22 protein-coding genes are annotated in these 25,080 nt (G+C 39.5%); 14 read left to right on the forward strand and 8 right to left on the reverse strand.

Annotated elements, in window-relative coordinates:
• The first annotated feature begins 114 nt into the window (after positions 1-114).
• A complete protein-coding gene (locus ABR397_RS00090) occupies positions 115-354 on the forward strand; it encodes a hypothetical protein (RefSeq protein ID WP_350303922.1) in 240 nt (79 codons plus the stop codon).
• A gap of 123 nt (positions 355-477) precedes the next feature.
• Here ABR397_RS00090 and ABR397_RS00095 read toward each other — a convergent pair whose 3' ends face one another.
• On the reverse strand, positions 478-2,085 hold the full coding sequence (locus tag ABR397_RS00095; protein WP_350303923.1) for an ABC transporter substrate-binding protein: 1,608 nt from the start codon (positions 2,083-2,085) through the stop codon (positions 478-480).
• Between the two features lie 780 nt (positions 2,086-2,865).
• Here ABR397_RS00095 and ABR397_RS00100 point away from each other — a divergent pair.
• The 3 genes from ABR397_RS00100 to ABR397_RS00110 all read left to right on the forward strand — a co-directional run bounded on the left by ABR397_RS00100 (position 2,866) and on the right by ABR397_RS00110 (position 6,242).
• Complete coding sequence (locus ABR397_RS00100) at positions 2,866-3,177, forward strand: type II toxin-antitoxin system HigB family toxin (RefSeq protein WP_350304060.1); 312 nt, start codon at positions 2,866-2,868, stop codon at positions 3,175-3,177.
• Positions 3,174-3,590 carry a helix-turn-helix domain-containing protein gene (locus ABR397_RS00105; protein ID WP_350303924.1) on the forward strand — a complete coding sequence of 139 codons (417 nt, stop codon included), beginning with the start codon at positions 3,174-3,176 and terminating at the stop codon, positions 3,588-3,590. Before ABR397_RS00100 ends, ABR397_RS00105 begins: the two co-directional genes overlap by 4 nt.
• Before the next feature lie 240 nt (positions 3,591-3,830).
• The gene (locus ABR397_RS00110) at positions 3,831-6,242 is read left to right on the forward strand and encodes a DMSO/selenate family reductase complex A subunit (protein WP_350303925.1); all 2,412 of its coding nucleotides are present in this window, start codon (positions 3,831-3,833) and stop codon (positions 6,240-6,242) included.
• Positions 6,243-6,319: 77 nt separating this feature from the next.
• Here ABR397_RS00110 and ABR397_RS00115 read toward each other — a convergent pair whose 3' ends face one another.
• Positions 6,320-7,432: a class II histone deacetylase gene (locus tag ABR397_RS00115; protein ID WP_350303926.1), complete on the reverse strand. Its 1,113-nt coding sequence runs from the start codon at positions 7,430-7,432 to the stop codon at positions 6,320-6,322.
• Between the two features lie 637 nt (positions 7,433-8,069).
• On the opposite strand from ABR397_RS00115, the gene ABR397_RS00120 reads away from it, so the two are divergent.
• On the forward strand, positions 8,070-8,627 hold the full coding sequence (locus ABR397_RS00120; RefSeq protein WP_350303927.1) for an SDR family oxidoreductase: 558 nt from the start codon (positions 8,070-8,072) through the stop codon (positions 8,625-8,627).
• Between the two features lie 11 nt (positions 8,628-8,638).
• Here the strand turns inward: ABR397_RS00120 and ABR397_RS00125 are convergent, their stop codons facing one another.
• Positions 8,639-9,325 carry a hypothetical protein gene (locus ABR397_RS00125; RefSeq protein ID WP_350303928.1) on the reverse strand — a complete coding sequence of 229 codons (687 nt, stop codon included), beginning with the start codon at positions 9,323-9,325 and terminating at the stop codon, positions 8,639-8,641.
• A 140-nt stretch (positions 9,326-9,465) separates the two neighbouring features.
• Entirely contained in the window at positions 9,466-9,729 is a 264-nt protein-coding gene (locus ABR397_RS00130; RefSeq protein WP_350303929.1) for a FitA-like ribbon-helix-helix domain-containing protein, read from the reverse strand.
• A gap of 363 nt (positions 9,730-10,092) precedes the next feature.
• Here ABR397_RS00130 and ABR397_RS00135 point away from each other — a divergent pair, with 363 nt between their 5' ends.
• From ABR397_RS00135 to ABR397_RS00155, 5 genes are all read left to right on the forward strand, one after another.
• Positions 10,093-11,109: an NAD(P)H-quinone oxidoreductase gene (locus ABR397_RS00135; protein WP_350303930.1), complete on the forward strand. Its 1,017-nt coding sequence runs from the start codon at positions 10,093-10,095 to the stop codon at positions 11,107-11,109.
• A 455-nt stretch (positions 11,110-11,564) separates the two neighbouring features.
• Complete coding sequence (locus ABR397_RS00140; RefSeq protein ID WP_350303931.1) at positions 11,565-13,484, forward strand: pyridoxal phosphate-dependent decarboxylase family protein; 1,920 nt, start codon at positions 11,565-11,567, stop codon at positions 13,482-13,484.
• 44 nt (positions 13,485-13,528) lie between these two features.
• The gene (gene tyrP, locus ABR397_RS00145; protein WP_350303932.1) at positions 13,529-14,737 is read left to right on the forward strand and encodes a tyrosine transporter TyrP; all 1,209 of its coding nucleotides are present in this window, start codon (positions 13,529-13,531) and stop codon (positions 14,735-14,737) included.
• A 100-nt stretch (positions 14,738-14,837) separates the two neighbouring features.
• Positions 14,838-15,272 carry a DUF29 domain-containing protein gene (locus tag ABR397_RS00150; RefSeq protein WP_350303933.1) on the forward strand — a complete coding sequence of 145 codons (435 nt, stop codon included), beginning with the start codon at positions 14,838-14,840 and terminating at the stop codon, positions 15,270-15,272.
• A 120-nt stretch (positions 15,273-15,392) separates the two neighbouring features.
• Entirely contained in the window at positions 15,393-15,833 is a 441-nt protein-coding gene (locus tag ABR397_RS00155; protein ID WP_350303934.1) for an OsmC family protein, read from the forward strand.
• 125 nt (positions 15,834-15,958) lie between these two features.
• Here the strand turns inward: ABR397_RS00155 and ABR397_RS00160 are convergent, their stop codons facing one another.
• From ABR397_RS00160 to ABR397_RS00170, 3 genes are all read right to left on the reverse strand, one after another.
• Positions 15,959-16,273, reverse strand: coding sequence for a hypothetical protein (locus ABR397_RS00160; RefSeq protein WP_350303935.1), 315 nt, complete (start codon positions 16,271-16,273; stop codon positions 15,959-15,961).
• Between the two features lie 340 nt (positions 16,274-16,613).
• A complete protein-coding gene (locus ABR397_RS00165; RefSeq protein WP_350303936.1) occupies positions 16,614-17,312 on the reverse strand; it encodes a helix-turn-helix transcriptional regulator in 699 nt (232 codons plus the stop codon).
• Positions 17,313-17,407: 95 nt separating this feature from the next.
• Positions 17,408-18,562: a TonB-dependent receptor gene (locus ABR397_RS00170; RefSeq protein WP_350304061.1), complete on the reverse strand. Its 1,155-nt coding sequence runs from the start codon at positions 18,560-18,562 to the stop codon at positions 17,408-17,410.
• 360 nt (positions 18,563-18,922) lie between these two features.
• On the opposite strand from ABR397_RS00170, the gene ABR397_RS00175 reads away from it, so the two are divergent.
• The gene (locus tag ABR397_RS00175; protein ID WP_350303937.1) at positions 18,923-19,897 is read left to right on the forward strand and encodes a helix-turn-helix transcriptional regulator; all 975 of its coding nucleotides are present in this window, start codon (positions 18,923-18,925) and stop codon (positions 19,895-19,897) included.
• 77 nt (positions 19,898-19,974) lie between these two features.
• On the opposite strand, the gene ABR397_RS00180 is transcribed toward ABR397_RS00175, so the two are convergent.
• Positions 19,975-21,828 carry a polyurethane esterase gene (locus tag ABR397_RS00180; RefSeq protein WP_350303938.1) on the reverse strand — a complete coding sequence of 618 codons (1,854 nt, stop codon included), beginning with the start codon at positions 21,826-21,828 and terminating at the stop codon, positions 19,975-19,977.
• Positions 21,829-23,044: 1,216 nt separating this feature from the next.
• Here ABR397_RS00180 and ABR397_RS00185 point away from each other — a divergent pair.
• The 3 genes from ABR397_RS00185 to tssB all read left to right on the forward strand — a co-directional run bounded on the left by ABR397_RS00185 (position 23,045) and on the right by tssB (position 25,074).
• On the forward strand, positions 23,045-23,407 hold the full coding sequence (locus ABR397_RS00185) for a hypothetical protein (RefSeq protein ID WP_350303939.1): 363 nt from the start codon (positions 23,045-23,047) through the stop codon (positions 23,405-23,407).
• A gap of 76 nt (positions 23,408-23,483) precedes the next feature.
• On the forward strand, positions 23,484-23,858 hold the full coding sequence (locus tag ABR397_RS00190; protein ID WP_350303940.1) for a VOC family protein: 375 nt from the start codon (positions 23,484-23,486) through the stop codon (positions 23,856-23,858).
• Positions 23,859-24,537: 679 nt separating this feature from the next.
• A complete protein-coding gene (gene tssB, locus ABR397_RS00195) occupies positions 24,538-25,074 on the forward strand; it encodes a type VI secretion system contractile sheath small subunit (protein ID WP_350303941.1) in 537 nt (178 codons plus the stop codon).
• Positions 25,075-25,080 lie beyond the last annotated feature (6 nt).

Raw genomic sequence — 25,080 nt, forward strand, 5'->3', positions numbered from 1 at the left:
AATTTTTTTCTCGCAAACATAGAGGTTACATTAATCAATTGAAAGCCAGTTGAATTTTAAACAGCTTTAAGTAATACACAACTGTATTCTAAATGAATATTGCAGGGTGAAATTATGTCAAAAGTGATAATGATTGGTATATTTGTCAGCACATCAATTCTATCTATTAAGCAGGAAATTAAATCTTATATTAATAAAAATATTAATCCGGCGAACTGGGGTGATCCCTATGATGATTATGGAATAATTATGATTGAATATGATGGTGATTTAGATGATGATGCCTTGGATTATTTGTGCAGAGAAATGCTAGGTAAATATAGCTCAGATATTAATTATATAATTGTAAATTAAGGTTATACGTAATTTACAATTTAAACATATTAAACTATTATGGCTTGTCAATATATTACGGTCTAAAACAAATAAAACTGTTTAAAACCGTAATATCCATTTAAATATGATAATCATATTCTGCTAATGCTTAATAACATAGAGATCTTTCGACGACACAAAACCGAGTGGACTCAGATAATATCCGCCAATATAAGGTTTTACTAATCTGGCGCCAATATAGTAATAAACAGGAATTGCAGGTACATCTTTTGCCAGAATATTTTCTGCTTGCTGAAAATATTTTCGATCATTTGTTTCTTTGGCTTTATTTATCAAATCATCATAAACTTCATTGCTATATAAGAAAGTATTATTAGAACTATTAGTCACAAAATTATTTAAAAACGATGCAGGGTTATTATAATCAGCAATCCGTGCATATCTCACCATCTCAAAATTACCTTGATGAATGACATCCAACAAGGCTTTTCGTTCTTGGTTTTGCAAAACAATATCAGCACCCAGATTTTTTTTCCACATTGAAGTTGCGGCAATCGCAATTCGTTTATGCTCCTCTGATGTATTATAAAAAAGTTTAAATCTCAATGGGTTATCTCTATTATAACCGGCTGCGCTTAATAACTGCCTGGCTTTTTCAATTCTTGCCTGCTGCGTCCATAATGCATAATCAGGCTGCTCTAAATTCATTTCTCCGGTATTGGGTGGGGTATGATTATAGGCGGGTTCTTGGCCTTGTCCTAAGACTTTATTTGCTATGATATCTTTATCTAAAGCCAAATTTAATGCTTGTCTTACCCTGACATCATTAAAAGGTGCTTTTTGGTTATTAAAATCGTAATAATAAACCCCTAATGCAGGTGTAATGTGAACCTGACTGCCTAATTTAGTTTTTAAAGATTGAAATAAAACTGAGGGGATATTCTTGGTTATATCTATTTCTCCGGCCAGATAACGATTCACATCTGCTGTTTCCGATGCAATGGGAAGATAAGTCACTTTATTAATAACAGTATGTACATTGTCCCAATATTGAGAATTCCTGACGCCAACGACTTTCTCATTAACCACCCATTCAGATAATTTAAATGGCCCACTACTAACAAATATATCTGGGTGAGTCCATTTATCACCATATTTTTCAACCGCCTTTTGGCTGACAGGCACCATAACAGGATAAGCTAGCATCTGTAAAAAATAGGATACGGGCTGTTCTAATGTGATCTCCACTGTCAAATTATTCAATGCTTTAACACCTAATTCATCGTTTTTTTTCTTACCGGAAACAATATCTTTAGCATTGATTATATGCATGTTTCCAAGATAACTACTGTATGGCGACGCAATTTGTGGATCAACTAAACGTCGCCAACTAAAAACAACATCATGGGCAGTAATAGGTGAGCCATCAGACCATTTTATTCCTTCTCTTAAATAAAATAACCAGACTTTATTATCTTTAGTTTCCCAACGAGTCGCTAAATCAGGATTGATTTTTCCATCATTGCCTGTGCTGACTAATCCACTGAAAAAGTCATGAATAATATTAAATTCAACATCATTTTCAACTTTATGGACATCAAGAGACGCAGGTTCTGAACCATTATTACGAACGATATCTTGCTTAACTGACAACATTGTATTCTCTGGAATAATCGCTGCGTGAGATAATGTTAAATTGCCAACTATAAAACCAGTGAATAAAAATATGTCTTTTATTACTCTTTTCATTACTCTCTCTCCAATAATATCTCATTTTTAAATTGATATTGCTGATTAATCAATGCTTGGTATTGATTCTTACGGAAATAGTCCTGTCCAGATACGGAGATATGTTTATTGTTATCGAATCCTCTGGTAGTCATTCAGTCGTTGGTAGACTGATTATATTGAATATCCTATTTGTTATCGCTATAAGTTTGAAGTGAGGAAGATAACTACAATTGAGTATTTGTATAAAATACTTATCAGAACTTCATCAATATTGTGAGATTTAAGTAATAAACTCCCTTTCTCTATTTAACAATGCTTCCTATTACTTAGGGTATAGACTATAGAAATATTCTTTCACTTTGGTTTAATATAACTTAGGAATTAATTAGTGATTTTTATTAAAGGAATATAATATACCAAAGAAAAAGAATGGCAATGATGCCCCTGGTCTTCTTATTTCTTTAAGAGGTGCCGGAGATAATCCAAATAATCTGACACTGACTTTTACTGATATCAAACTTAATTCATCCTCGGATGAAATAGATATCGGGATTAAATTAGAGGACGAAAAATGGGATATGCTTGCTACTACTCTTGCCAACCAGAGTAGCTTGAAAACGGAGATAATTAATAAATTAAATGAACCTCCCTAAGTCATACCTTCAGTTAGGCTGCTCGGTCTAAAGAAAATCTTTTTCGAAAGCCAGCCATGTTCCTGTAGAATAATTTGTTTCCATATTGTCAACATAATAAACCTGCGGTATACTGTTTCCAGATTGGAAACAATGGGGTATGGAAATGCATGTTATTTCAAGGGAGCCATTTGATTTAGCTACACGCCGCTACCCAAATAGTTCCGCCGCACTTGATGATCTATATAAGTCGTTGCAGTGCTTAAAGTTCAGTTCTCCAGATGAAATGAAGTGCGTATTCCCTAGTCTAGATCGGATGAAATATCGGGAAAAATGGTGGGTCATTGATGTTGGCGGCAATAATTTAAGAGTGATGTTTTTTGCAGATTTTGAGCGTGGGAAAATTTTTATCAAGCACATATCAACCCATGCAGAATATGACAAATTGACGGATTATTACCGGAGGAATAAAGAATGATGATCAACGAAGCAATTCAGGCAGTAAATGGCCTAGTAAGCATTGTCCCTCTCTTAGGGGGCAGCACTTCCCGCAAAGATTATGATGAGGCTATGAAGCTGGTAGAATATCTGGTCGAGCACAATCCAGATAGTCCGCTGGTCGATATGCTTACGGCTAAAATTGACACATACGAAAGTAGTGCACCAGAGTTTACAAAGTTCAATGAACGTATTGCTAGCACACAAAGCGGTATAGCAATTCTGCGTACATTGATGGATCAGTACGGCCTGAATCAGACTGATTTTGAGGACGAAATAGGAACGCGTTCCCTTGTTAGTCGTATTTTGAAAGGTAAACGTTCGTTAACGCTTGAAGCTATGCGTAAACTCTCAGTTCGCTTTGGTGTACCGGTTAGCGTTTTTATTGATTAATCAATCGGTAGTCTGCGGCCATTAAAGAAATGCCGGCATTACCCGCTTAGTATAGCTAAATATGTGGCAACCATGTTTTATGCTTTTATTCGTTTCAGCACTAACGGATTAACCAGATTTAGTAAAATTCTCCAAAAAAATGTGAGATAAACTATATTTATACTTAAGCGTTATCAAAATTTGCCCCGTTTTCTCTGCATAACATGCATCATACTCATGAGATGCAATGTGGAGGCTAATATGAAAAATAAAAAAATAAGTGATGAAGTCAACGAACAGAGTGATGAGTTAGTGGTCAGCCGTCGTCGTTTTGTTCAGGCCAGTGCAGCACTTATTTCTGTTCCTTTTGTTTCTGCCCGCACAACGGTTGCAGAGGAGAAAAAAAACCAGGAATCTCTGCCAGTTAGCGTTGTCGATACCGGCGAAACGAAAGTCGTACCAACCTGTAGTACCTTTGACTGCGGGGGAAGATGTGATATCCGCGCCCATGTTAAAGACGGAGTCGTCACCCGGATAACCACCAGACCGGATCATGAACTTGATGAAGCCATGCCGATTATGCGGGCTTGCATTCGTGGCAAAGGCTATCGCAAATTTGTTTATAACCCTGATCGCTTAAAATATCCGATGAAACGGGTTGGCAAGCGGGGAGAGGGGAGGTTTGAGCGAATCTCCTGGGATGAGGCAACCACCATTATTGCAGATAAGCTGAAACACATTACTGAAAAATATGGCCCGGCTTGTCGCTATGTCAGCGTTAATACCGCAGTCATCGGTGGTGTATCATCCGGTGATAAAATGTTGCGTCGTTTACTGAATATTACCGGCGGGCATTTACAATATTACCATTCCGTGAGTATGGGCAATACTGCGGCAGCGACACCTTATACCTATGGTGTGGCAACTTCCGGCAGCACACTGGATACTTTGGAAGATACGCCATTGGTGATTCTTTGGGGCCATAATCCGGCTGAAACTATTTTTGGTCACACCAATCACTATTTTCAAAAAATGAAGAAAAACGGCACCAAATTTATTGTTGTCGATCCCCGTTATTCCGATTCGGCTTCCTCGCTGGCTGACCAATGGATTCCTTTGCTTCCAACAACCGATAACGCGATGATGGATGCAATGATGTATGTGATTGTCAGTGAAAATTTGCATGATAAAGAGTTTATTGATCGTTATACAATTGGTTTTGATGAAAACAATATGCCGGAGGGTGTTCCTGCCAATGAATCTTTGGTTGCTTATTTAACAGGCGCTAAAGATGGCGTTGTAAAAACACCGGAATGGGCTGAGAAAATCACTAAAGTGCCGGCAAATACAATTCGCCAGCTTGCCCGTGAATACGCCAGCACTAAACCCGCAGTCCTAATGCAGGGATGGGGGCCTCAACGTCATATCTGTGGTGAACGTGTCGCTCGTGGTTCTACAATTTTAGCCACAATCACCGGTAATGTGGGTAAAAAAGGCGGGTGGGCAGCAGGTTTCGGTGGTGTCGCTGGGAATAAATATCTGTACGGGCTTGATCTTGGTAAAAACCCGGTAAAAGAAAAAATCTCCGTTATGAATTGGGTTCAGGCCGCCGACGATGCCAGTAAAGTTACCCCGGAAGAGGGTTTGGTTAATGCCGATAAATTAAACACCAATATCCGTGTGTTATTCTCACTTGCGGGGAATTATCTTGCAAATCAAAACCCAGATATCAACCAGACAGTCAAAATATTGGCAGATGAATCTAAAATTGAGTTCATTGTCTCCAGTGATCTTTACTTGGCGCCCAGTGCCCGATATGCAGATATCTTATTGCCGGAAACCAGTTTTATGGAGCGCTGGAATATAGCTTATCCCTGGGGTACCGGCAGTTATTTCATACTGTCATCAAAGCTGATTCAACCTGAATTCGAACGGCGTTCTGATTATGAATGGATACGCGAAGTTGCAGCAAAATTGGGTGTTGAACGCGAGTTCAGCGAAGGTCGTGACGAAAAAGAGTGGATAGCCCATATTATGGAATCTAATCGTCAGGTAATGCCGGAAGCAAATTTGCCAACTTTTGAAGAATTACAAAGTACGCATAAACATCTTTTCAAAATACCGCCTTACGTGGCTTTCGAAGATAATATTCGGGATCCGAAAAATCATCCATTCCCAACACCGTCAGGAAAAATAGAGATATTTTCTAAACGTCTGTATGACATGCAAAATCCTGAAATCCCGGCATTGTCACATTATGTACCTGCATTCGAAGGACCAGAGGATAAATTAACTGAGAAATATCCATTGCAATTAATTACCTGGAAAGGGAAAAACCGCTCCAATTCAACCCAATATTCAAACCCTTGGATACAGGAAGTTCAAACCCAGAAATTGTGGATTCATCCTCTGGATGCGCAAAAACGCAATATTGAGCCGGGGGATTTAGTGCGTGTATTTAATGATCGTGGTATTTCTATGGTTCCTGCTGAGGTTACCCAACGAATTATTCCCGGAGTGGTGGCAATGCCAACCGGTGCATGGTGGCAACCGGATAAAAATGGCGTTGATTGGGGGGGGTGTGTCAATGTGTTGACATCATCCCGTAAAACAGCACTTGCACATGGAAACTCTCATCTAACTTTATTGGTTGAGGTAAAAAAGTATGAGTGAATTTATTAACTTTCGACTGAAGACCAGCGCTAAAAAGACGCTGGTATGTTATGAAGGCGAGACCGATGCAACAAAGCTCAAAGACCGAATTTTTCTTTAAGTTTATCAATCTGTTGTTGTTGAAATAGCTCAAACTCGGCTCTTGGCTGCTGCAAACGTATAGAATCTAACATTGGATCTTTGACTTCAGTACGAATACCGCTCATCTGTTCAAGTACAGCCAATCCACAGAATGGTACATAAGACTCCGCATACCCGCCTTCATGAACAACGACTAGTTTTCCGTCGCATAAACTATCTGCTGCCTGTTGCACTAGCTGGGTCATCTCCCGAAAACTTTCACTATGGAGCAGCATCCTTGCCAAAGGATCCACCGCATTCGCATCATAGCCACAGGCGACAATAATCAGTTCCGGTTTAAAGCGTTCAAGCGCAGGAAGCACTATCTGTGTCATTGCATAGATATAACTATTATGTCCGGCTCCAGCAAGTAATGGGATATTCAGGTTATAACCTGCCCCTTCACCTTCCCCGATATCATCTTCACCGCTGTATCCTGGAGGGAAACAACCATCCTGATGTATCGAGATAGTCAAAACATCAGAACGATCCCAATAAATATGTTGAGTCCCATTACCGTGATGAACATCCCAATCAATGACCGCAACTCGTTTTAAATTAAAACGTGCTTTTGCGTGTTCAATTGCCAATGGGATATTTGCTAGAAAACAAAATCCCATTGGCTTGTCAGGCAAACAGTGATGACCTGGTGGTCGAGAAAGGCTGTAAGCATTATCAAGCTCACCGCTAAGCACTGCTTCCACCGCAGCACAAGCAAGGCTGGCTGAGAGCTTAGCAATTTCATAGCTTCCCGGACCCAGAGAGGCTTCTATACCAAGCATTCCTCCGCCGTTATCACTGACTTGCTTAAACTGTTTCAGGTACTCTTCGGGATGAATTCTACGTAGTGTTTGCTCATCAATAGGCGAGGCCGAAGAAAGGTGCAAGGAGTGGCTCAAGCCTGATACATCCATCAAATTTTTTAACCGCCGTTTTGTTTCCGGCGATTCAGCATGTGCAGTTCCAGAAGAAGGCTGAACCCAACCTCCGACAGGTAGAGTCATTACATGTATTCCAGTACTATGCCAAAAACAATGTTCATCAAAGAAAAACCCTGTTTTTCGTCTCATCAACCCTTCCTTATATAATATCAAATTTATTTACACATTATTAACATAATCAGAATGCCGGGTAAATACGAGCCAGACTGTTTTTAATTACGAACCACTACCACTAGAAATTTCCGGCTCCTAGAATTATCCCTCTCAGCTCCAACAATCCGGTGCAGTCAACCTTCTGAAAATAACATCCCGGATGCCCACAACTTTCATATTTTCTGTTTTGTGACAGTAACGACAAGTCAATCAACTTTAATTATTCCCGTCTCAAAGAGACTTAATTTTTCCTGAAATAAGGATCATCCTTAAATTAGTTATATAACTCACCAATCAATAATTAAAAAGGAGGGATGTTTTCAATATTTAACAATTTAAATCAGTAAATTAACTTCATATCGTATCTTAGGCATTTTAAATAAACTCAAGAGGAAGCTGATAATGAGTTCCGCACCTGATGCGCCTAAAAAAGTGTTCGGCTTCAACGAGCCATTTTTATGCTTAGGTTCGATCAGACCGTCAGGCGGTTCATATCATCATATACCATAAAACAACGGTTGATATCACACCGTATCTTGGTAACACAACATAATAAGGAATGTCATGGGCCGTATGCTAGAAGGTAAGGCTGTGATTGTCACTGGCGGAGCAAGTGGCATCGGAGCGGGGCTGCCCGTCATGGCGCCGCGACCATCATCATCGGTGTGATGTCACCTCGCGCAGTGATATGGACTCGTTGGTTGATGTTTCTACGCCATTCGGTGGTGTTGATCTGATGGCTTGCAACGCCGGAATCGCGTTAGCTACCGATGGCCCACAAATTAGTTCGGACGATTTTCACAAGTTGCTTACTGTCAATCTTGATGGCGTTCTATTCAGCGCGCAGGCAGCAGCTGAACAGATGATGAATCTGGGCAAACGTGGGAGTATCGTGGCAACGTCGAGTATGGGGTCCATTAGGACGGGTCAACTCACGACGGCCTATTCCACCAGCAAAGCGGGCGTAAATATGATGGTCGCTGCGTTGGCTGATGCCTTTGGGCCGTCGGGTATTCGCGTCAATGCGGTATGCCCAGGGTTGATCAATACCGCACTTCCTCTTTCTTCGCCTGAAGTTGCCAAAACGTTTGATGTGTTGTGTGAACGGATGCCACTCCGGCGGCTGGGGTGCTGTGATCGTTTATTGGCTCAGATTTTACACACAGCATAAATAACACTTGTTCAGGCTGTTGCATCAGAAGAGCCGAAGATCTGCGCCAATTTCACTAATTGAGCAATTTCATCATTTGACGCACCATTTCTGAGAATATCCAGTACTGTTGTAGATCCGTCTATGCCGATATCAAGATCAAATGTATTGATTCTACGGGTGAAAAAATGGCATTTCCTGATGTTGCTTACTTTCCCTATATTAGCCAGTATTTCTGGAACGCCTTTTAAGTATCCTCTATTACTGGTTTTTTTATTTACCGAAAACTGGAAAACAGGATATAAATTTTCTATTCCCCAGTTTAATACAATGAGTTTATGATTCTCACCATATTTATTTACTGTGGGGCGGGTCACTCCTAATATGTCAGCAACTTTGCTGGACTTGTAGACTCCGCCGAATTCCCCAAGACAGGCAAGAAAAGCGTTTCTGCTTTCGATAAACTCCTCATGTTTTTTCTTTTCCAGAGTGGCTGTTTCCACTATTTCAATATAGTTGGCACGTCCTTTGATTTCCGCCCAAAATTCATCATCCGGCAAAGTCAGTAATAGGGAAATACTATCCGGGTCTTTTCTGCTAAGCACATCAATAAAATGATCAGCAAGGTTGGTGATGCGTGCTTTGATAAGTTCAGATTGGTTAAACCCACTTGTCGGTTTTATTACCCAGTTATTGGATTCTTCGGCTATTGTCTCCATTCTCACCTCAATGGCATTTTTCGATTTTAAGAATCCAGCATACATGATTTACATGCACTCGCCAGTGGCGGGTCTAGCTTTCATGGTAAATGATACCAAGTAAAATAGAAGAATTCACGGTATCGAAGGCTGTTCTACTCCTATTTCTCCCAAGGGTTGATAACTGGCACGCCAGCAGCTTCTATCTTATCACGCTGAAAACCTTCAAAATCTTTGTCCTTCAACCCCACTTGACGGCCAATTGCGGCAAGTGAGTCTCCTAGGCGTACACGTCCTTCTGGCTTCACAGCAGCAGCCAGAATGTTGCGGATTTCCGCTTCGGTACTGCAACCGTGCATTGCGGCTCGCACGCGTAAAGCGCGGTGTACCTCATCAGGTAAATTGCGAATAGTGACAGATGACATATCAATACCTCTCTTTGATATCAATGGTTGCACTTTAAATTAATGACATCACAAAGACAACATTTATCAACTGTACTTCTGTGATTCCAAATTGATTAAAAACCATCAATTAAAAAGTTTATTGCAGCTTTTATAGATTGCGTATTGTATCGTTAAAATGACGACTCATGAGAAGAAACGAACAGATAACCGACAATAATGTTGGTAATAACTTATTCTGAGTTGTTCACATATTTGTCATATAACAGTTTTCTGTTATGGTCATAGTTTAATGGGTTTTTTGTCCTACGGCACTTCAAATCCCACTTATCATATTAAACGAAATCCATAATAAAGGATCGTCAGAAGAAATAAGAGGTATGTATGCACAGCCAAATCAATTCATTACCCCAATATATGTTAGCGGTCAGTATTGTTAAGCCTGGCGGCCCGGAAAAATTGCATCTGGTTCAAACGCCATTACCACGATTAGAAAAAGGCTACTTGCTCGTTAAAGTGGCTGCGGCAGGTGTTAACCGGCCTGATATATTTCAGCGAATGGGTTCTTATCCACCACCACCTGATGCTTCTTCATTACCTGGCTTAGAGATTGCAGGAGAAATTGTTGCCAGAGGTGAAGGTTGTAAGCGCTGGAATATTGGCGATAAAGTTTGCGCTCTTGTTGCCGGCGGTGGTTATGCTGAATATTGCTTGGTACATGATTCCATTGCTTTACCTATATATGGATTGGATTTTGTCCAGGCGGCGGCATTGCCGGAAAACTTTTTTACGGTCTGGGTTAATGTTTTCCAGGCTGGCAAGTTGAAACAGGGAGAAAGTTTGCTGATTCATGGGGGAACTTCCGGGATAGGGAGTGTCACTATTATGTTAGCAAAAGCCTTTGGCGCCAAAGTGATTACAACTGTCGGCTCGGATGAGAAGGCTAAAGTTGCACACAGCTTAGGCGCTGACTTTGTTATTAATTATCGCAAAGAAGATTTTATTGATCGGGTATTGAAAATAACGGGTAATCACGGCGTTGATATGGTTGTTGATTTAATCGGTGGTGATTATGTCAATAAGAACTATAAAGTTGCTGCTAAGTTCGGGCGAATTATTCAGATTGGTATGATGAAAGGAAATTCTGAAAACCTTAATCTGATGCCTTTAATGCAAAAGCGTCTGACTCATACGGGTTCTACATTACGTTCACGCAGTGTGGAAGAAAAAGCAGAGATAGCCAGGGAATTGGAAAAACATGTCTGGCCACTGCTGAAATCAGGAAAAGTCAGCCCATTAATTTGTAAAGTATTTGATCTGAAAGATGCCGCTGATGCACATCGTATGATGGAAGCCGGTGATGTTATTGGCAAAGTGATTCTGGTAAATGTATCGTCTTGAAAATATTTCTTCTTAAATCAGGGCTATTTTCAACGGGTAGCCCTGTATTTTGTCTATTAACAGCTTCATGTTAGAAAAAATCCTTATGATTAATAAGCTTACTATCTAATAAGCTATTATTTCCCTCTGTTTTTGATTAATTTTTATCCATTATTTGTCCTCGCGCACAAAATCAGAATTTATATTTAACATTATCATTAATATTTTAACAAATATAGACTATATCTATTAACAAATGATCGGTTATAGATATGTTAATGACTAATCAATTTCACCTGATGGTTTTTTTTAATGTCTGGATTGCTAAGGTATAACCAGCTTTTGGTAAATCAGGTGGCATAAAAGTTTCTGTCTGCTTATCAGAGAATGATAGTGATTTCATTAACAAATAAAGAAAATCGAAATCTCTCTGTTGCTGACAGTCGTTTTTGTCAGTTGGAAAAGGGTATGTGATTATGACTAAGCAGTTTACTTCGCACTTAAACATTGATGCGTTGTTTTTAGGCCCTAAATCAGAAAATGCGGTTTTTTTTAGAGAAATGATGGAATATGCCGTAAGTGAGCATATGCACTGGCGTTCTGATTTTCATCCGGAAGATCCCGCCTTGGTAACTTCAGTAGATCGTTATGAACCTGATTACAGAGAAACCCTTTATAAAACGGAGGGGATTCTGAACCAGCTCTCTGCAAAATTGAAAAACACCTCTATTCCCTGGTTTTCTCCTCGCTATATGGGGCATATCAATGCCGATACCTTAATGGTTTCTAATCTCGCTTATGTCATGGCGATGATGTACAACCCGAACAACTGTGCTCATGAGTCATCCCCGACGACAACCGAGCTGGAAATTGAAGCAGGGTTGGATTTGTGCCGGATGTTTGGCTATGACGCCCGTCGGGCCTGGGGACATATCACATCCGGTGGAACCGTTGCCAACTATGAGGGATTATGGGTTGCGCGTAATTTAAAAACCATGCCGCTTGCCATTGCAAAACACCCGCAATCTTGTGATTTGACTGAGAATAAATCAGAGCAACAACTGTTGAATATGTCGTCATCAGATATTCTGGATCTAACTGATGAATTAAAACGGCGTGGTATTTTCGAACAAGTTCGTGAACTTTCTTGCCGTGGTATCGGGGTAAAGCCAGAAATGCTTGGCAAAGTTCTGGTTCCACAGTCGAAGCATTATTCATGGATGAAAGCGATGGATGTTCTAGGGATAGGTCAAGAGCACATTGTTTCACTGCCGGTAGATGAAAACTATCGTACTGATGTTGAAAAAATGCGTGAAATCACATTCAGCCTGATAGAGCAGGGCGAACCGATTTTGGCTATGGTGAGCGTCGTTGGAACCACTGAAGTTGGTGCTATTGATCGGGTTGATGAAGTTATTGCATTACGCAAAGAGTGTGAAGAGCGTTATGGCGTCTCATTTTACCTGCATATTGATGCTGCTTATGCAGGGTATGCCAGCGCAATGTTTCTTAACGAACAGGGTGAGTTTATGGAATATGATGAACTTATCTGCCGTTATCGTGAATTAGACATTATTCCTGAAGATATTATTTGGCCTAAGCCTGAACTTTATCAAAGTTTCAGGGCAATGTGTCAGGCTGATTCGATTACCGTAGACCCGCATAAAGTTGGCTTTATCCAATATGCAGCCGGTGCGGTATGTATGAAAGATAAGCGTATTATTGACTTGATTTCCTACCGTGCTGCTTATGTGTTTGAAGACGTTGAGACACAATCGGAGCAATCCGCTAACCAACATGTAGTGCTCGGCGCTTCTATTATGGAGGGTTCAAAAGCTGGGGCTAGCGCAGCCGCAATTTGGGCTGCACACCGATTGGTTCCACTGAATATCAGCGGCTATGGAAAAGTGATTGCTTCAGGCATTGTGGCAGCCAATTGGATGATTAAAAAACTTTTAATGGTAGAGCCCCTTGTTGTTGGTAAACGCCGTTTTGAAATTCATGCCATGCCGCATCCTGATTTCCATATGGTCAATTTTACTTTTAAAGAGCAAGGCAATGACGATCTGGGGCATCACAACCGCCTTAATAAACGCATGTATGAGCTTTGTTCATATGCCTCTGGCCGTACTTACACCAATGATTTTTTGACCTCTTCCACCTCTCTTGGTTATGGAGAATATGGGGATACTCCCTGGCATTATGCTGAAAGCTGTGGTTTCAGCCGGGAAGAATGGGAGAAAGTTCATAGCCTGTACTTGTTACGTGCCGCAGTCATGACCCATTGTTTGCGTAATACTGATGATTTTGATGAATATTGGGAACGGCTCCAGAAGATTTTTATTAAAAAACTGACTCAGGTCATTGATGAAGAAGATAAAAAGAAAGATGCCTGATTTTCTATTATTAAACATTTGCTGTTTATTTGAAGGGAAAAAATATGAAAAACCGTACTCTTGGAAGTACCTTTATCATAGCCGGGACTACAATTGGCGCTGGAATGCTGGCCATGCCATTGGCGACCGCCGGTGTAGGATTTGGTATAAGTTTTATCATGCTGGTTGGGTTATGGGTTTTGATGAGTTATACCGCATTATTGATGGTTGAAGTTTATCAATATGAGTCTCCTGATACGGGGTTGGGAACACTGGCCCAACGTTATCTTGGCAGTGGCGGTAAAATATTAGCAGGTTTCAGTATGATGTTTCTGATGTATGCACTGACATCAGCATATATCAGTGGAGCAGGGGAATTACTGACAACCAACCTCAATAAGTGGTTTGATTTATCTTGGCCTGCTTCAATCGGTGTTGCACTGTTTACTGTGATTGGCGGTGGAATTGTTTGCATTGGCACCAGTTCAGTAGATATGGTTAACCGGGTACTTTTCAGTGCAAAAATCATTTTTCTGATATTAATGCTGGGGCTGATGATGCCGCATGTTCAGCATACCAACTTACTGACTATGCCATTACAACAAGGATTAGTGTTATCCTCAATTCCTGTGATTTTCACCTCATTTGGTTTTCACGGCAGTATTCCCAGCATTGTCAAATATATGGGTGGAGATATACGTAAATTACGCTGGGTGTTTATTATCGGTAGCGCTATTCCGCTATTCGCTTATATTTTTTGGCAATTAGCGACGTTGGGCAGTATCAATTCCGTCACATTCGTTGGTATTTTAGCTGAAAATTCAGGGTTGAATGGTTTATTACACAGTATTCGTGAAGTTGTTGCTTCACCAAAAACTGAAATTTCAGTACAAATGTTTGCTAATCTGTCGCTCACTACCTCATTTCTTGGTGTTGCACTTGGTTTGTTTGATTTTCTCGGTGATCTGTTTAAACGCAAAAATAATATAACAGGACGTATGCAGACCGGTTTGCTGACTTTCGTTCCACCATTGGTTTTTGCTCTGTTTTATCCAAAAGGTTTTGTGATGGCTTTGGGATATGCCGCTGTGGCTTTATCTATTTTGGCGCTGGTATTACCCAGCCTACTAGCATTTAAATCCCGCCAGCATAATGAACGCCGGTATCGGGTATTAGGCGGTAAACCAGTATTGGCGCTGGTATTTGCCTGTGGTGTTGCAGTGATAGCAATTCAGATCGCGCTTGTGGGTGGGATGCTGCCGAAAGTGGGATAAACATTCTGTTGAAGATAACTTCTTTTTTGACCCAGAATGTATTCTCTGACAGACTGCCATATGAATTATCTGTATGGCAGGCCTATTAGTGGGGGCAGTTATGAATCATACACGTTACGAAACTGATGTAGTCGCTTGGGCAAATGAGCAGGCGGCATTATTACGTGCCGGTAAATTTTCTGAGATTGACATAGTCAACATTGCTGAGGAGATCGAAGACGTGGGTAAGAGCGAGCAGCGTGAGTTGGCTAGTCGCATGGCAGTATTAATTACTCATTTACTGAAATGGAAATATCAGCCAAGTTATAGAGGAACAAGTTGGGAAAGAACAATTAAAGCACAAAGAAAAGAAATTCTTTATGGCTTAAAAGAATCGCCCAGTTTAAAAACGAAATTAAGCGATTCAGATTGGATTGATGTTGTTTGGTCGAAGGCCGTCGCCTCAGCAATGAATGAAACGGGGTTGGATGTGTTTCCTGATGTATGTATTTGGCATATTTCCCAGATCTTGTCTTCTGAGTTTTACCCTAATTAAGATTTGTGATGCTGAAAGCAAGATAAACATTTTAAAAACAAAAAAGAAAAATTAAAAGTTATGATAACAATCAGTGTTTGACCTTACGAAAAACGAATGTTGATGATAAGGAGTTGGATCATGGCGAAAGAACTATTTACTGCCACAGCAAAATCTGTAGCTGGATTGAAAGTTGAATGTACATCAAGAGATTTCTCCTTTTATTTAGATGAACCGCGTAATTTAGGCGGCACTGACCAAGGGATGAATCCTGTTGAGGCTCTGCTCTGTTCTTTGGGGGCCTGTAAATGTATCGTCGCAAAAGCCTTTGCTAAAGTGCATAAAATTAATTTAATTGATATTCACATTGATCTGGAAGGTGAGCTTGATACTGATGGTTTCACTGGTAGAAATAAACAAGCGAAACTAGGTTTTTCTAAAATAGTAACAAAATTTCATATTAAAGCCGATAATAGCGAAGAAGAAATTCACGCCTTTGTTGATTTTATTAATAAAACTTGCCCAGTTCATGACACTATTGAAAATACGCCAAATTTCGCCACTGAAGTATATTGCGAATAATAGACGTCGTATTGGAATAATTCCATAAAGGAAAAGTTGTTTAAGTTAATTTAAAAATCCTCTACTATTAAGCGGAGGATTTTTTTAACTCTTTATCCTGTTTATAATAATGTAACAGTTAATTTCTATTGTTTAATAACGTAAACCGTAGTTATATTACAACTTGCGTTTTCTATACCAACTTTAATATTTAAACCCTGTAAATAAGCTTGACTTAATAGCTTATTGATGTTTTCAGCGCTTGATCCTGACCAAATATAACCTGGTTTTCCACAGTTACCGACTAAACTTCCGCTGAATGTATAAAGATAATGTGCAGGATTGTCCCAATCAGCTTTTATTTCTGCAACTCTAACAACACCACTATTCGTTTCCGCCGAGAATGCGGGGGCACTAATCATACCAATGAAAATAAATAGCATAGATATTAATTTTTTCATATTCAACTCCTGATTAATAATAAAGAAAATCTGACGCACTTGAAGTGTAAATCATGAAAATAATCTTTGCATCAACTTCATATTAATATAATAGGTTCCGCTCTTGATAAATAATGCCATAAAATTCTTAATCAAAATAAATGATTAACAAAAACAACATCAGCATTGTTTAAAATAATAAAAAAACCTCTATAGTAAAATAGAGGCAGACCGCTGACAAACCAAGTTTACAGGTTTTATCCTTTTAATTTTTGTCGCTTCATCAGGAAACCCCTCGGGGTGAATTCCGTGAATTTCATCATAATGCAGATGTTGCAGAGAGTGTTCTATATAAAGTACGTCACGGCAAAGTGAAATAGCCCATAGTTTTATAATATCTTGGTGGAATATAGAGATCATAGCCATTTTCTTTACAAAATAATCTTAACTCTATAACTGATCTAACAGAAAGTTTCTCATAAATATCTTCGAAATATTTTTCCACAGTACGGCATGAAATATCCATTTTGACCGCTATATTTTTATTACTGAGACCGCAGCAAAACAGGAAAATAACCATCCACTCTTTCTCTTTTAATATATCGTTCGGTGGATTAAATTTAACAGGGGTAAACATATGATGTTTAATATAATGAGTCATTGCAAAATGCTCTATTTCTCTAGCATGAGAAACCACACCAATACATTGATTATTTTCATCCATTAATGGGAATTTGTTATAAAAATAAGATCTAAATTGTTCACTTTTCCCCACTGGATAAATCCCTATGGCTGATATTCTCTGCATACGCTCTAAGACCTTACTATCATGTTCTTCAAAAAAGTGGGCAAAATGACGAAATGGTGTCAGCAATTCTTTTTCAGAATACCCGATAACATCAAAGTCTTTAGGAAGTTTATTAACTTTAATAAATACCTTGTTTCCATAAATTAAACGGAATTCTCTATCTTTTACAAACCACAGTTCAGAACTTTTATCCCACATATTTGTTAGCTGACGAGTAATTAAAGGGAAATTCTTGCATCTCGATTGATTCATATACAGGGAGTCCTTAAGGCATATCTTTGATGGTATAGACACCCGCCAAAGTCAGCAGCAGTAACGATACATGACGGGGTGGAAGATATTGTGCGTCATAGTGCAACACTCACATCCAACCCAACATTCAAGCCCTTACTTATCATATTGAGTGTATTTGGCCCTACTTGGAAACTGGAGACTCGGTATTTTTTGTCACCCAGATTTTCGCCGTAAAGTTTTATGTTAATGCCATGTGCCATTTCTAAACTGAGTGAAGCGTCGCAGAGGGTATATCCTCCTTGCTCAAGGGTATTCGCTGCATTAAAGTAGCTTTTTGAATAGTAGCGGGCGCCAGCACTTAAATAGAGGTTACCCGGTAACAGTGTTTGATCAATCAGATAGTCGAAACCTGCATTTAGCATGACATCTGGTGCATAAGGCAGACGTTTGTTGTCATAACTTACACCCGTTTCTGTATCGGTCGCGTTAGTGAAATTTGACTTACTGATACTCCCACCAAGAGAAAGTTTAAGTCCTTGCATGGGTTTAATCTGACTATTCAGCTCAATACCTTTGCTTTCCGCTTTGCCTGCATTGCGAATAGATTGCATAGCGACTGGTCCAACATAGATCTGCTTGTCTTTTGAACGGATATAGTAAACAGCACTATCTAACGTCATGACGTTATCGAAGAACGATGTATGCCAGCCAAACTCATAATTATCTGAAGTTTCAGTATCGTAGGGCTTTCTATCGTTGGCGGTGGCGACAATATTATTGAATCCGCTGGGTTTGTATCCTTTAGTGGCAGAGAGATAGAAATGGGTATCTGGCGTCAATTGCCAGCCCAAGGCCGCCTTAGGAGTGAATTCATTGCTGGAGACCTGATTATCAAAAGCTTCGACCGCCATCATGCCAGTACGACCTGAATAGTCTATCTGCGATTTTTCATGCGACAAGCGACCGCCAAGGGTCAGATCCCATTGAGAAGCAACCGGTAATTTAACTTCACCAAACAGTGCCAGCGATCTTCCTTTTATTGTGTTAAAGGCATCACCATAGTAACCGGGATAGCTGCTGGTATGATGTTTATTACTTTCATCTGAAAACCAACCACCGAACACGCTGGTAACCCCATTTGAAAAGCCGGAATTTAAACGCAGTTCCTGGGTTGTGGCGTGATGTTTCTCTTTCCATTTACCACCGATGAAATCACGGTAAATATCACGATCCTGATAAGAAAGGTGAATTTTCAGCCCATGCCACAGGCGAAATCAGACAACATAAGGCAGACGCCTTAGCATATTTTCTTTTCATATAGATACTCTTTGTACTCTATTTATCTGTGTCTTATAAAGTTAAGTGTGGAAAAAATCTGAAAAGGAGACTATCGGGAGTCGTAGAACAAGGCTAGCGGGATAGGGACAAAAGTAACGCATTACGTACTATTGTAACTAGGATCATTAATGATGGCTAATATGTAGTTAGCAATCTGCTTTCAGTGCTTACCTTCTTGAGTTGAAAAGCTGAATGCTAGAAACCCATGTTTACAAGGCGTGGTATTAAATTATAAATAAAAATATAATAGTACTTTTGAGGCACTTGGCGCTAATTTGACAGGGGAGCTCATGGATACGATTTATAGCAGAAAATTGAAAATTTTCACTGCTGGTCATTGTATGAATTCACATGAGGAGGAAAATAAGGCGAACTCACCGTTTCTAACGGAAGAATTATCTGATGGAATTCATATAAACAGAATGAATTTCGAGATTAAGCAAGATATTATAGAATATTGTGAGGGTCCGCCGACCGTATCAATTGCTTTTGTTCTAAGCGGGAAAGGCAAGATGGCGATTGAAAATGGCGATGTTTTAGATATAAATTCAGGAACGATGCTGTTTTTCTATTCCCCTAAGACAACACGAGGCATGAATTTCTTTGGTTGTGGAGAATGGCATATTCTCGATATTCGATTTTCATTAAGCGAAATTGTCGCCCAGGGGTTACCGCCTTTCACTCAATTAGCTGCTGGTTTTGAGAAAAACGGCAGTTACAGTGATGTATTGATGATGGCATGCCCTATCTACCCACCATTTATGCAGATAGTTAATCAAATAGAAGAGTGTCAGCTAAATGGTAGTATAAGGAAAATTTATTTAAAGGCGAAAGCATTAGAGATACTCGCTTGTGTATCGGCGCAAATTTATGATTGTCAATATGATGTGATCAACAGTTTGCAGCGCCGGGCCATTTACAATGCAATAAAAATAATTAACAGTGATTATCATTATCCCTGGACGATAAAATCATTATCAAAATCGGTTGGTTTGAATGAGCGGCAATTAAAAGAGGGATTTCGTGCTGTTGTTTTTTGTACTTTCCATCAATATCTGGAAAATGTCCGTATGACAACCGCAGAAAATTTATTGAAAAAAGGGATGACTGTCATTGATGTTTCTACCGCAGTGGGATATTCCAGCCCAAGTCATTTTTCTAAACGCTTCCGGCAACATTATTTGATCAATCCTAAAGCATGGCAGGCGAAATATGCGGTGGTTCATACATCATTTACAGAGCATATGGCTGTGGAAACTAAGTAAAAACGCCTGATTTGCCAAAAGGTGGCCATTTTTCATGGCCACATTATGGATAAGTGTATCGCATGATTTTTGTGTTGTTATGCCAATATTATATTGTCTGCGAACAGGCTATCCATACTTATGCCAACCAAAGTGACTGAATTTTGCCCAAAGGTAAACACCACATTATTGTCCACCATCGTAGCGTGATCCAGATAACTACTTTTTTCGTCACTGCTGCCTTCTGTGCCCAGAAATACCAGTTTATCGGTTTTATTGTAACCGTAAACAATATCTTGTCCAAAATCGCCGCTGAACAGGAAGGTATTGTTATTACCCTGACTTTTCAGCACATCGTTACCTTCACCGCCAACAAAAACATTGTTGTTGCCGAAGCCGATCAGAGTATCGTCACCATCCAGACCGAACAGCCAGGAGCCGGAGGTTTTGGAAGTGAGGGTATCATTCCCATCATTACCGGTTACCGAATTGGCGTACTGTTTCACTCCTTGGTTGGAATATAAACCGTCAGCTCTGACCTGCGAATCCACCGTTTTGGTCAGAAACAACCAGGTACTTTCCTTGCTTCTTATTGTGGAGATGTCCGTGGCGATAGTGATATCACCGTGTGCATCGCGCAGATACAATGTCCCCGCCTTGTCATAGGCTATTTCCGCGTTCTTTAACGACTTCTGTAAGTCAAAGGTATTATAGCCTTTCCCGCCAGCAATCATATTAAATCCACCGTCATCGCGGAATATATCATTACCGTCGAAACCTTCCAGATAATCGTTTCCTTTGCCACCTTTAATCAGATCATTACCTTTAGTACCAATAATGAAAGTACTACCAGTATGTTTCTCCGCGTTCCGGTTTAAATCCTCCACCCAAGTATTGCCACGGGTGACGTTGGAAAGATTGCTGACGACAATCGTGGAGTCTTTATGGGTTAGGTCATAGAACGTTGAATCCATAACCCGTTGCATACCACTCTGATAGAAAGGTGTGACATGCGAAACCCAGGTTGACAAGTTGGCGATAGAGAAGGGAAGCAGATTCCACGCGGTTGATGCGTAGTGATCGTTAAAGTTGACAATATTATTTGTCGCCGAATCCTTTGGTGCATCGTGCACGCCCACCGACGATGCAGTGGTGCTGGTACCAGTCAGTACACGGAATACCGGGTCATTCTCATATCCCACGTTCAGCACCTTGTTGCCTTTCTCATACTGTGATGGCGAGGCGAAGGTTATATAGTTCGACTCAGAGTAAAACCCACCCCATTTCGTCTCGCTGGATCCCGCCATGCTATTCGCCGCTAACCCACCCAAACTATGGCCGCTGACCAGAACATCCTGCCCAGTCAGACCGTGAGCTTTGGCATAGTTGGCGACATGATCTAACAGTCGGCCAAAAGCATTTGGTGTATAGTTATTCGAATATTCTGTTTTCCCTAAACCTACCAACACATTATTAATAACGTCGCCGAATGTATCGGTGATTAATGATTCCCGGGGGCCGCTGGTGCCACGAAATGCAATACCAATTGATGTTAGGTTACCATCAGCATCATATTTCCCCATCACCTCAGCCTGGGCAGTGGAGTGACTTGATTTTTCGCCATAAAAAGTACCACGGGCATCCGTTTTCCCCTTATAGTCCAATTCATCGGCGCTGATAGTAAACCATCCCTCTTCGTTTAGTTTATCCCGTGCTTGTTTTTCCGCATCTGGGTTCCAGGGTAATTTAGTCGAGACACCCTGTGAGGTCGTACTACCAATAAGCGCAGTCACCAGCGTTAATGGTATTCCCAAACCATAACCATAGTTGTAATACCCTTCGGCAAACCCACTGCCTAGATTATGGTAAGCATACCCTGAAATAACTTTAGCGTCAGAAAATAATTCTTTAGAAGTCGTGTCATCAAAATCTTTATACTGAAAAACACCCATGATGCATATCCTTGTGAGGTTAAAATAAGGTTAAAAGAGTGTTCTAAAAATATTAACGAACTAGATAAGTATAGATCTACATGGAGATTTTAAAGAGTAACCATCTGTTAATTTATAAATTAGTGAGCCATCATGAAAATTTGATATTTTTACAAATTATATATTGTAAAAATATTTTTTTGTGCTAAAAGAGCGAGGATAAGAATAAACACTCTGACATTTATATCACCGCTGGTGGTTTGATAGCGGCGAAAAGATAGATAGCAGATAATCCGCACTATTATAAATAGAAATCTATTAATTCCATTTAATACTTATAATAAAAATGTGGATATATGAATTCTGATGAAAAAATCCTATCGCTGATTCATTAAATTATTTTAAGAGAAGTAAATTTCTATTTGTTAGAATGATGAGTATTATAGTGTCAATGTCATTAATTTGATAAATAATTTCTTAATAAGTAGGTTTATTTAATAGATTTAAATCTAGTGTTATTGGTTTTTTATCTGGGTTTTTTATGAATAAATACCATAATAAGATTATTATTATGTTTTAATTACAGTCAAGAGCGGTGCAGGCCAGCGTTGATATTGAATCAGGTAACCAGGCTGAGCGCAGAACAATTACAGCCGGGTGAAGCCGTATGGTGCCGTCAAATCACTTGAGCAGACGCGGGGTGTATAGAGAAATTTAACATTTTCACCCCAAAAATACATTAAAATTATTTATGTATATCATTTGGTATCTTATAATACAGAGTATAAAATATTTGCCAATATAGAAGAAGGTATCTCAAATCAGGGATATTTTTTGCTAAATTAAGATTATTACCTGTGATGAATGTTTCACTTTTATCGAACTTCTCAAATTGCCAAAAAAGCCATTAAAATTACAAAATATCTGATATTTCAATCAGATAATTCTTTCTGTAAATTTGACAAATTATTCAGTGTTTCAAGGCCAGTGAAATCATGAAAGGATAGAGAGGATAGTCATCGATGAACTCGATTTCTTTTATATGATTTAAATCACAGTGTCAATAAAAAAACAATTAATTTAATTGTAACGTTAAGGTGAATTTGTTACTTTGTTGTTGCGTAAAAGTTAATTATGCAAGATGAGTTTGTTCGGTGGAAGATTAGGCTAATCTGATAACTGACGTGCTTCAATACAATGCTTCGATGATGCTCTATTTTTTGATTTGTTTGCCAGCATGTCTACAGAAGCTGAACGGGCTATCAGTGGTTTGTTTCGAGTGTATATTGACAGCATGTTGAGCCCTCAGTACGAGAACGAGGCTTTATTTAATCATCCTCGTGTGGGAGATACGTTCAAGGACTATGTATCCAGAGCTACTGCTGGAAATAAGTTCGGCATTATTGTGAATGGCGCTGAACAATGGTCCGATCCACTAGCTCGAATGGGGGCTCGCATTTTTGCACCAGTCGTCCATTTCCATATTGGTTCCACTTCCAAGGAGATGACTCTTTTCAGTCAAAAAGAGTTTCATAGTCATTACATGTATATATATACATATAATCAACATTACTTTAAAATGATAAGTGCAATACAATAACAAATTGTTACATGTTGAGTTATATAACCGTTTGTTTTTACTTTCTTATATTGAATCAAGCTTACATGAGAATGACATGATGACAGTATCTCCCAAACCCAACCTTCAGCTTGTCTACGTATCTGATATCGAACGTTCGACAGCCTTCTACCAGACACTTTTCAATTCTGAACCCGTGTTTTCCAGCCCCCGCTATGTGGCATTTGCTGCCGATGGTAAAGCACTGTTTGCTATTTGGTCTGGTGGAACCAAGCCAGATGTTGCTGTCCCGCGGTTCTCTGAGATCGGTATTATGTTGCCATCTCACGAAGACGTAGATCGCCTCTTTGAGGAATGGCGGAAGAACCCCGACATCAAAATCGTGCAAGAACCTTACACTGAAGTCTTTGGTCGTACTTTCCTCGTTGAAGACCCTGACGGTCATATTATTCGGGTATGCCCCTTAGATTAAGCAAAAACCGCCGTAAACCCCGTCTTGTCCGACAGGGCGGGGAACCCTATATGAATACATTCATTGGCAGTCAATGCTTACTGCAAGAAAATAACCATACATATCAATATTCCATGAAATAAATTATTTTTTAGAATTGAAAATAATATTTATTCACATCATTTCCATTCCCTATTTTTCACTTTATTATTTCCATTTAATTAAACACTTTAGAATCTAACAAATTGATAATTAATATAACCATTTCAGGTTAGCTATGATAAAAACCACAATTAACATTTTAATTACAACTATATTTTAATTTTTCTTACTAATCAGAGCTTCACTACTAAAAATAGCAGATTAAAAAATAAGACAAGTATGAAAATACACTTTAATTACAATACATGATTTTTAATTTAATCTTTAAATACAAACAATTGAATTAATTTGAAAGATTTTCGACATTATATTTAACCTCGTAAGTATTGCATTAAATTAATATACATGAGAACTTATTCACCAGCCGACACACGGTGGGTTTTAAATATAATTAAATGTGTCACAGCATATTAGATTGCTATAAATAGACGTTAATTGATCTCTTCGTCTATCTCATCTTGTTCGGTTATTTAATCAGGTTTGGTGCGGTTTAACGTCAGTTTGCACTTCCTGTCATATATAAAGGTATAAAGGTGCCATGAATACTCAACGTAAGCTTGATAAAGTGAGACCGCCCCGAGTTCAGATTACTTATGATGTTGAATTAGGTGGTGCGGTCGAGAAAAAAGAATTGCCTTTGGTCATTGGTGTCATTGGTCAATTTGCTGAGCAGTCAATTCCTATGCGTGAACGCCGTTTCATGCATATTGATAAAGATAATTTTAATGCAGTAATGGAAGGTATGACACCTTCATTGGAATTACAAGTTGAAAGTGCACTGCCTGGCCAAAGTGGATTTATTAATGTCGATTTGCAATTTAAATCAATGGCGGACTTTACCCCAGAGAATTTGGCGAAGCAGATTGAACCGCTGCGTAATTTACTGGAGGTTCGCAGCAAATTAAGCGATCTGAAAGGCCGAGCATTGAGCAATGAAAAATTGCGTGATCGTCTGGCGGAAATTCTTGCTGAACATGCAGACAAATTACCGCAAGTAAATAAGGAAGAGGCAGAAACGCCAGCCACAGAAAATACGGCGGATGACGTCACTCCGGAAAATAACAATGCACAGTGAGGAAAG

The sequence above is a fragment of the Photorhabdus viridis genome (genome assembly GCF_040256935.1).
Lineage (GTDB): Bacteria > Pseudomonadota > Gammaproteobacteria > Enterobacterales > Enterobacteriaceae > Photorhabdus > Photorhabdus viridis.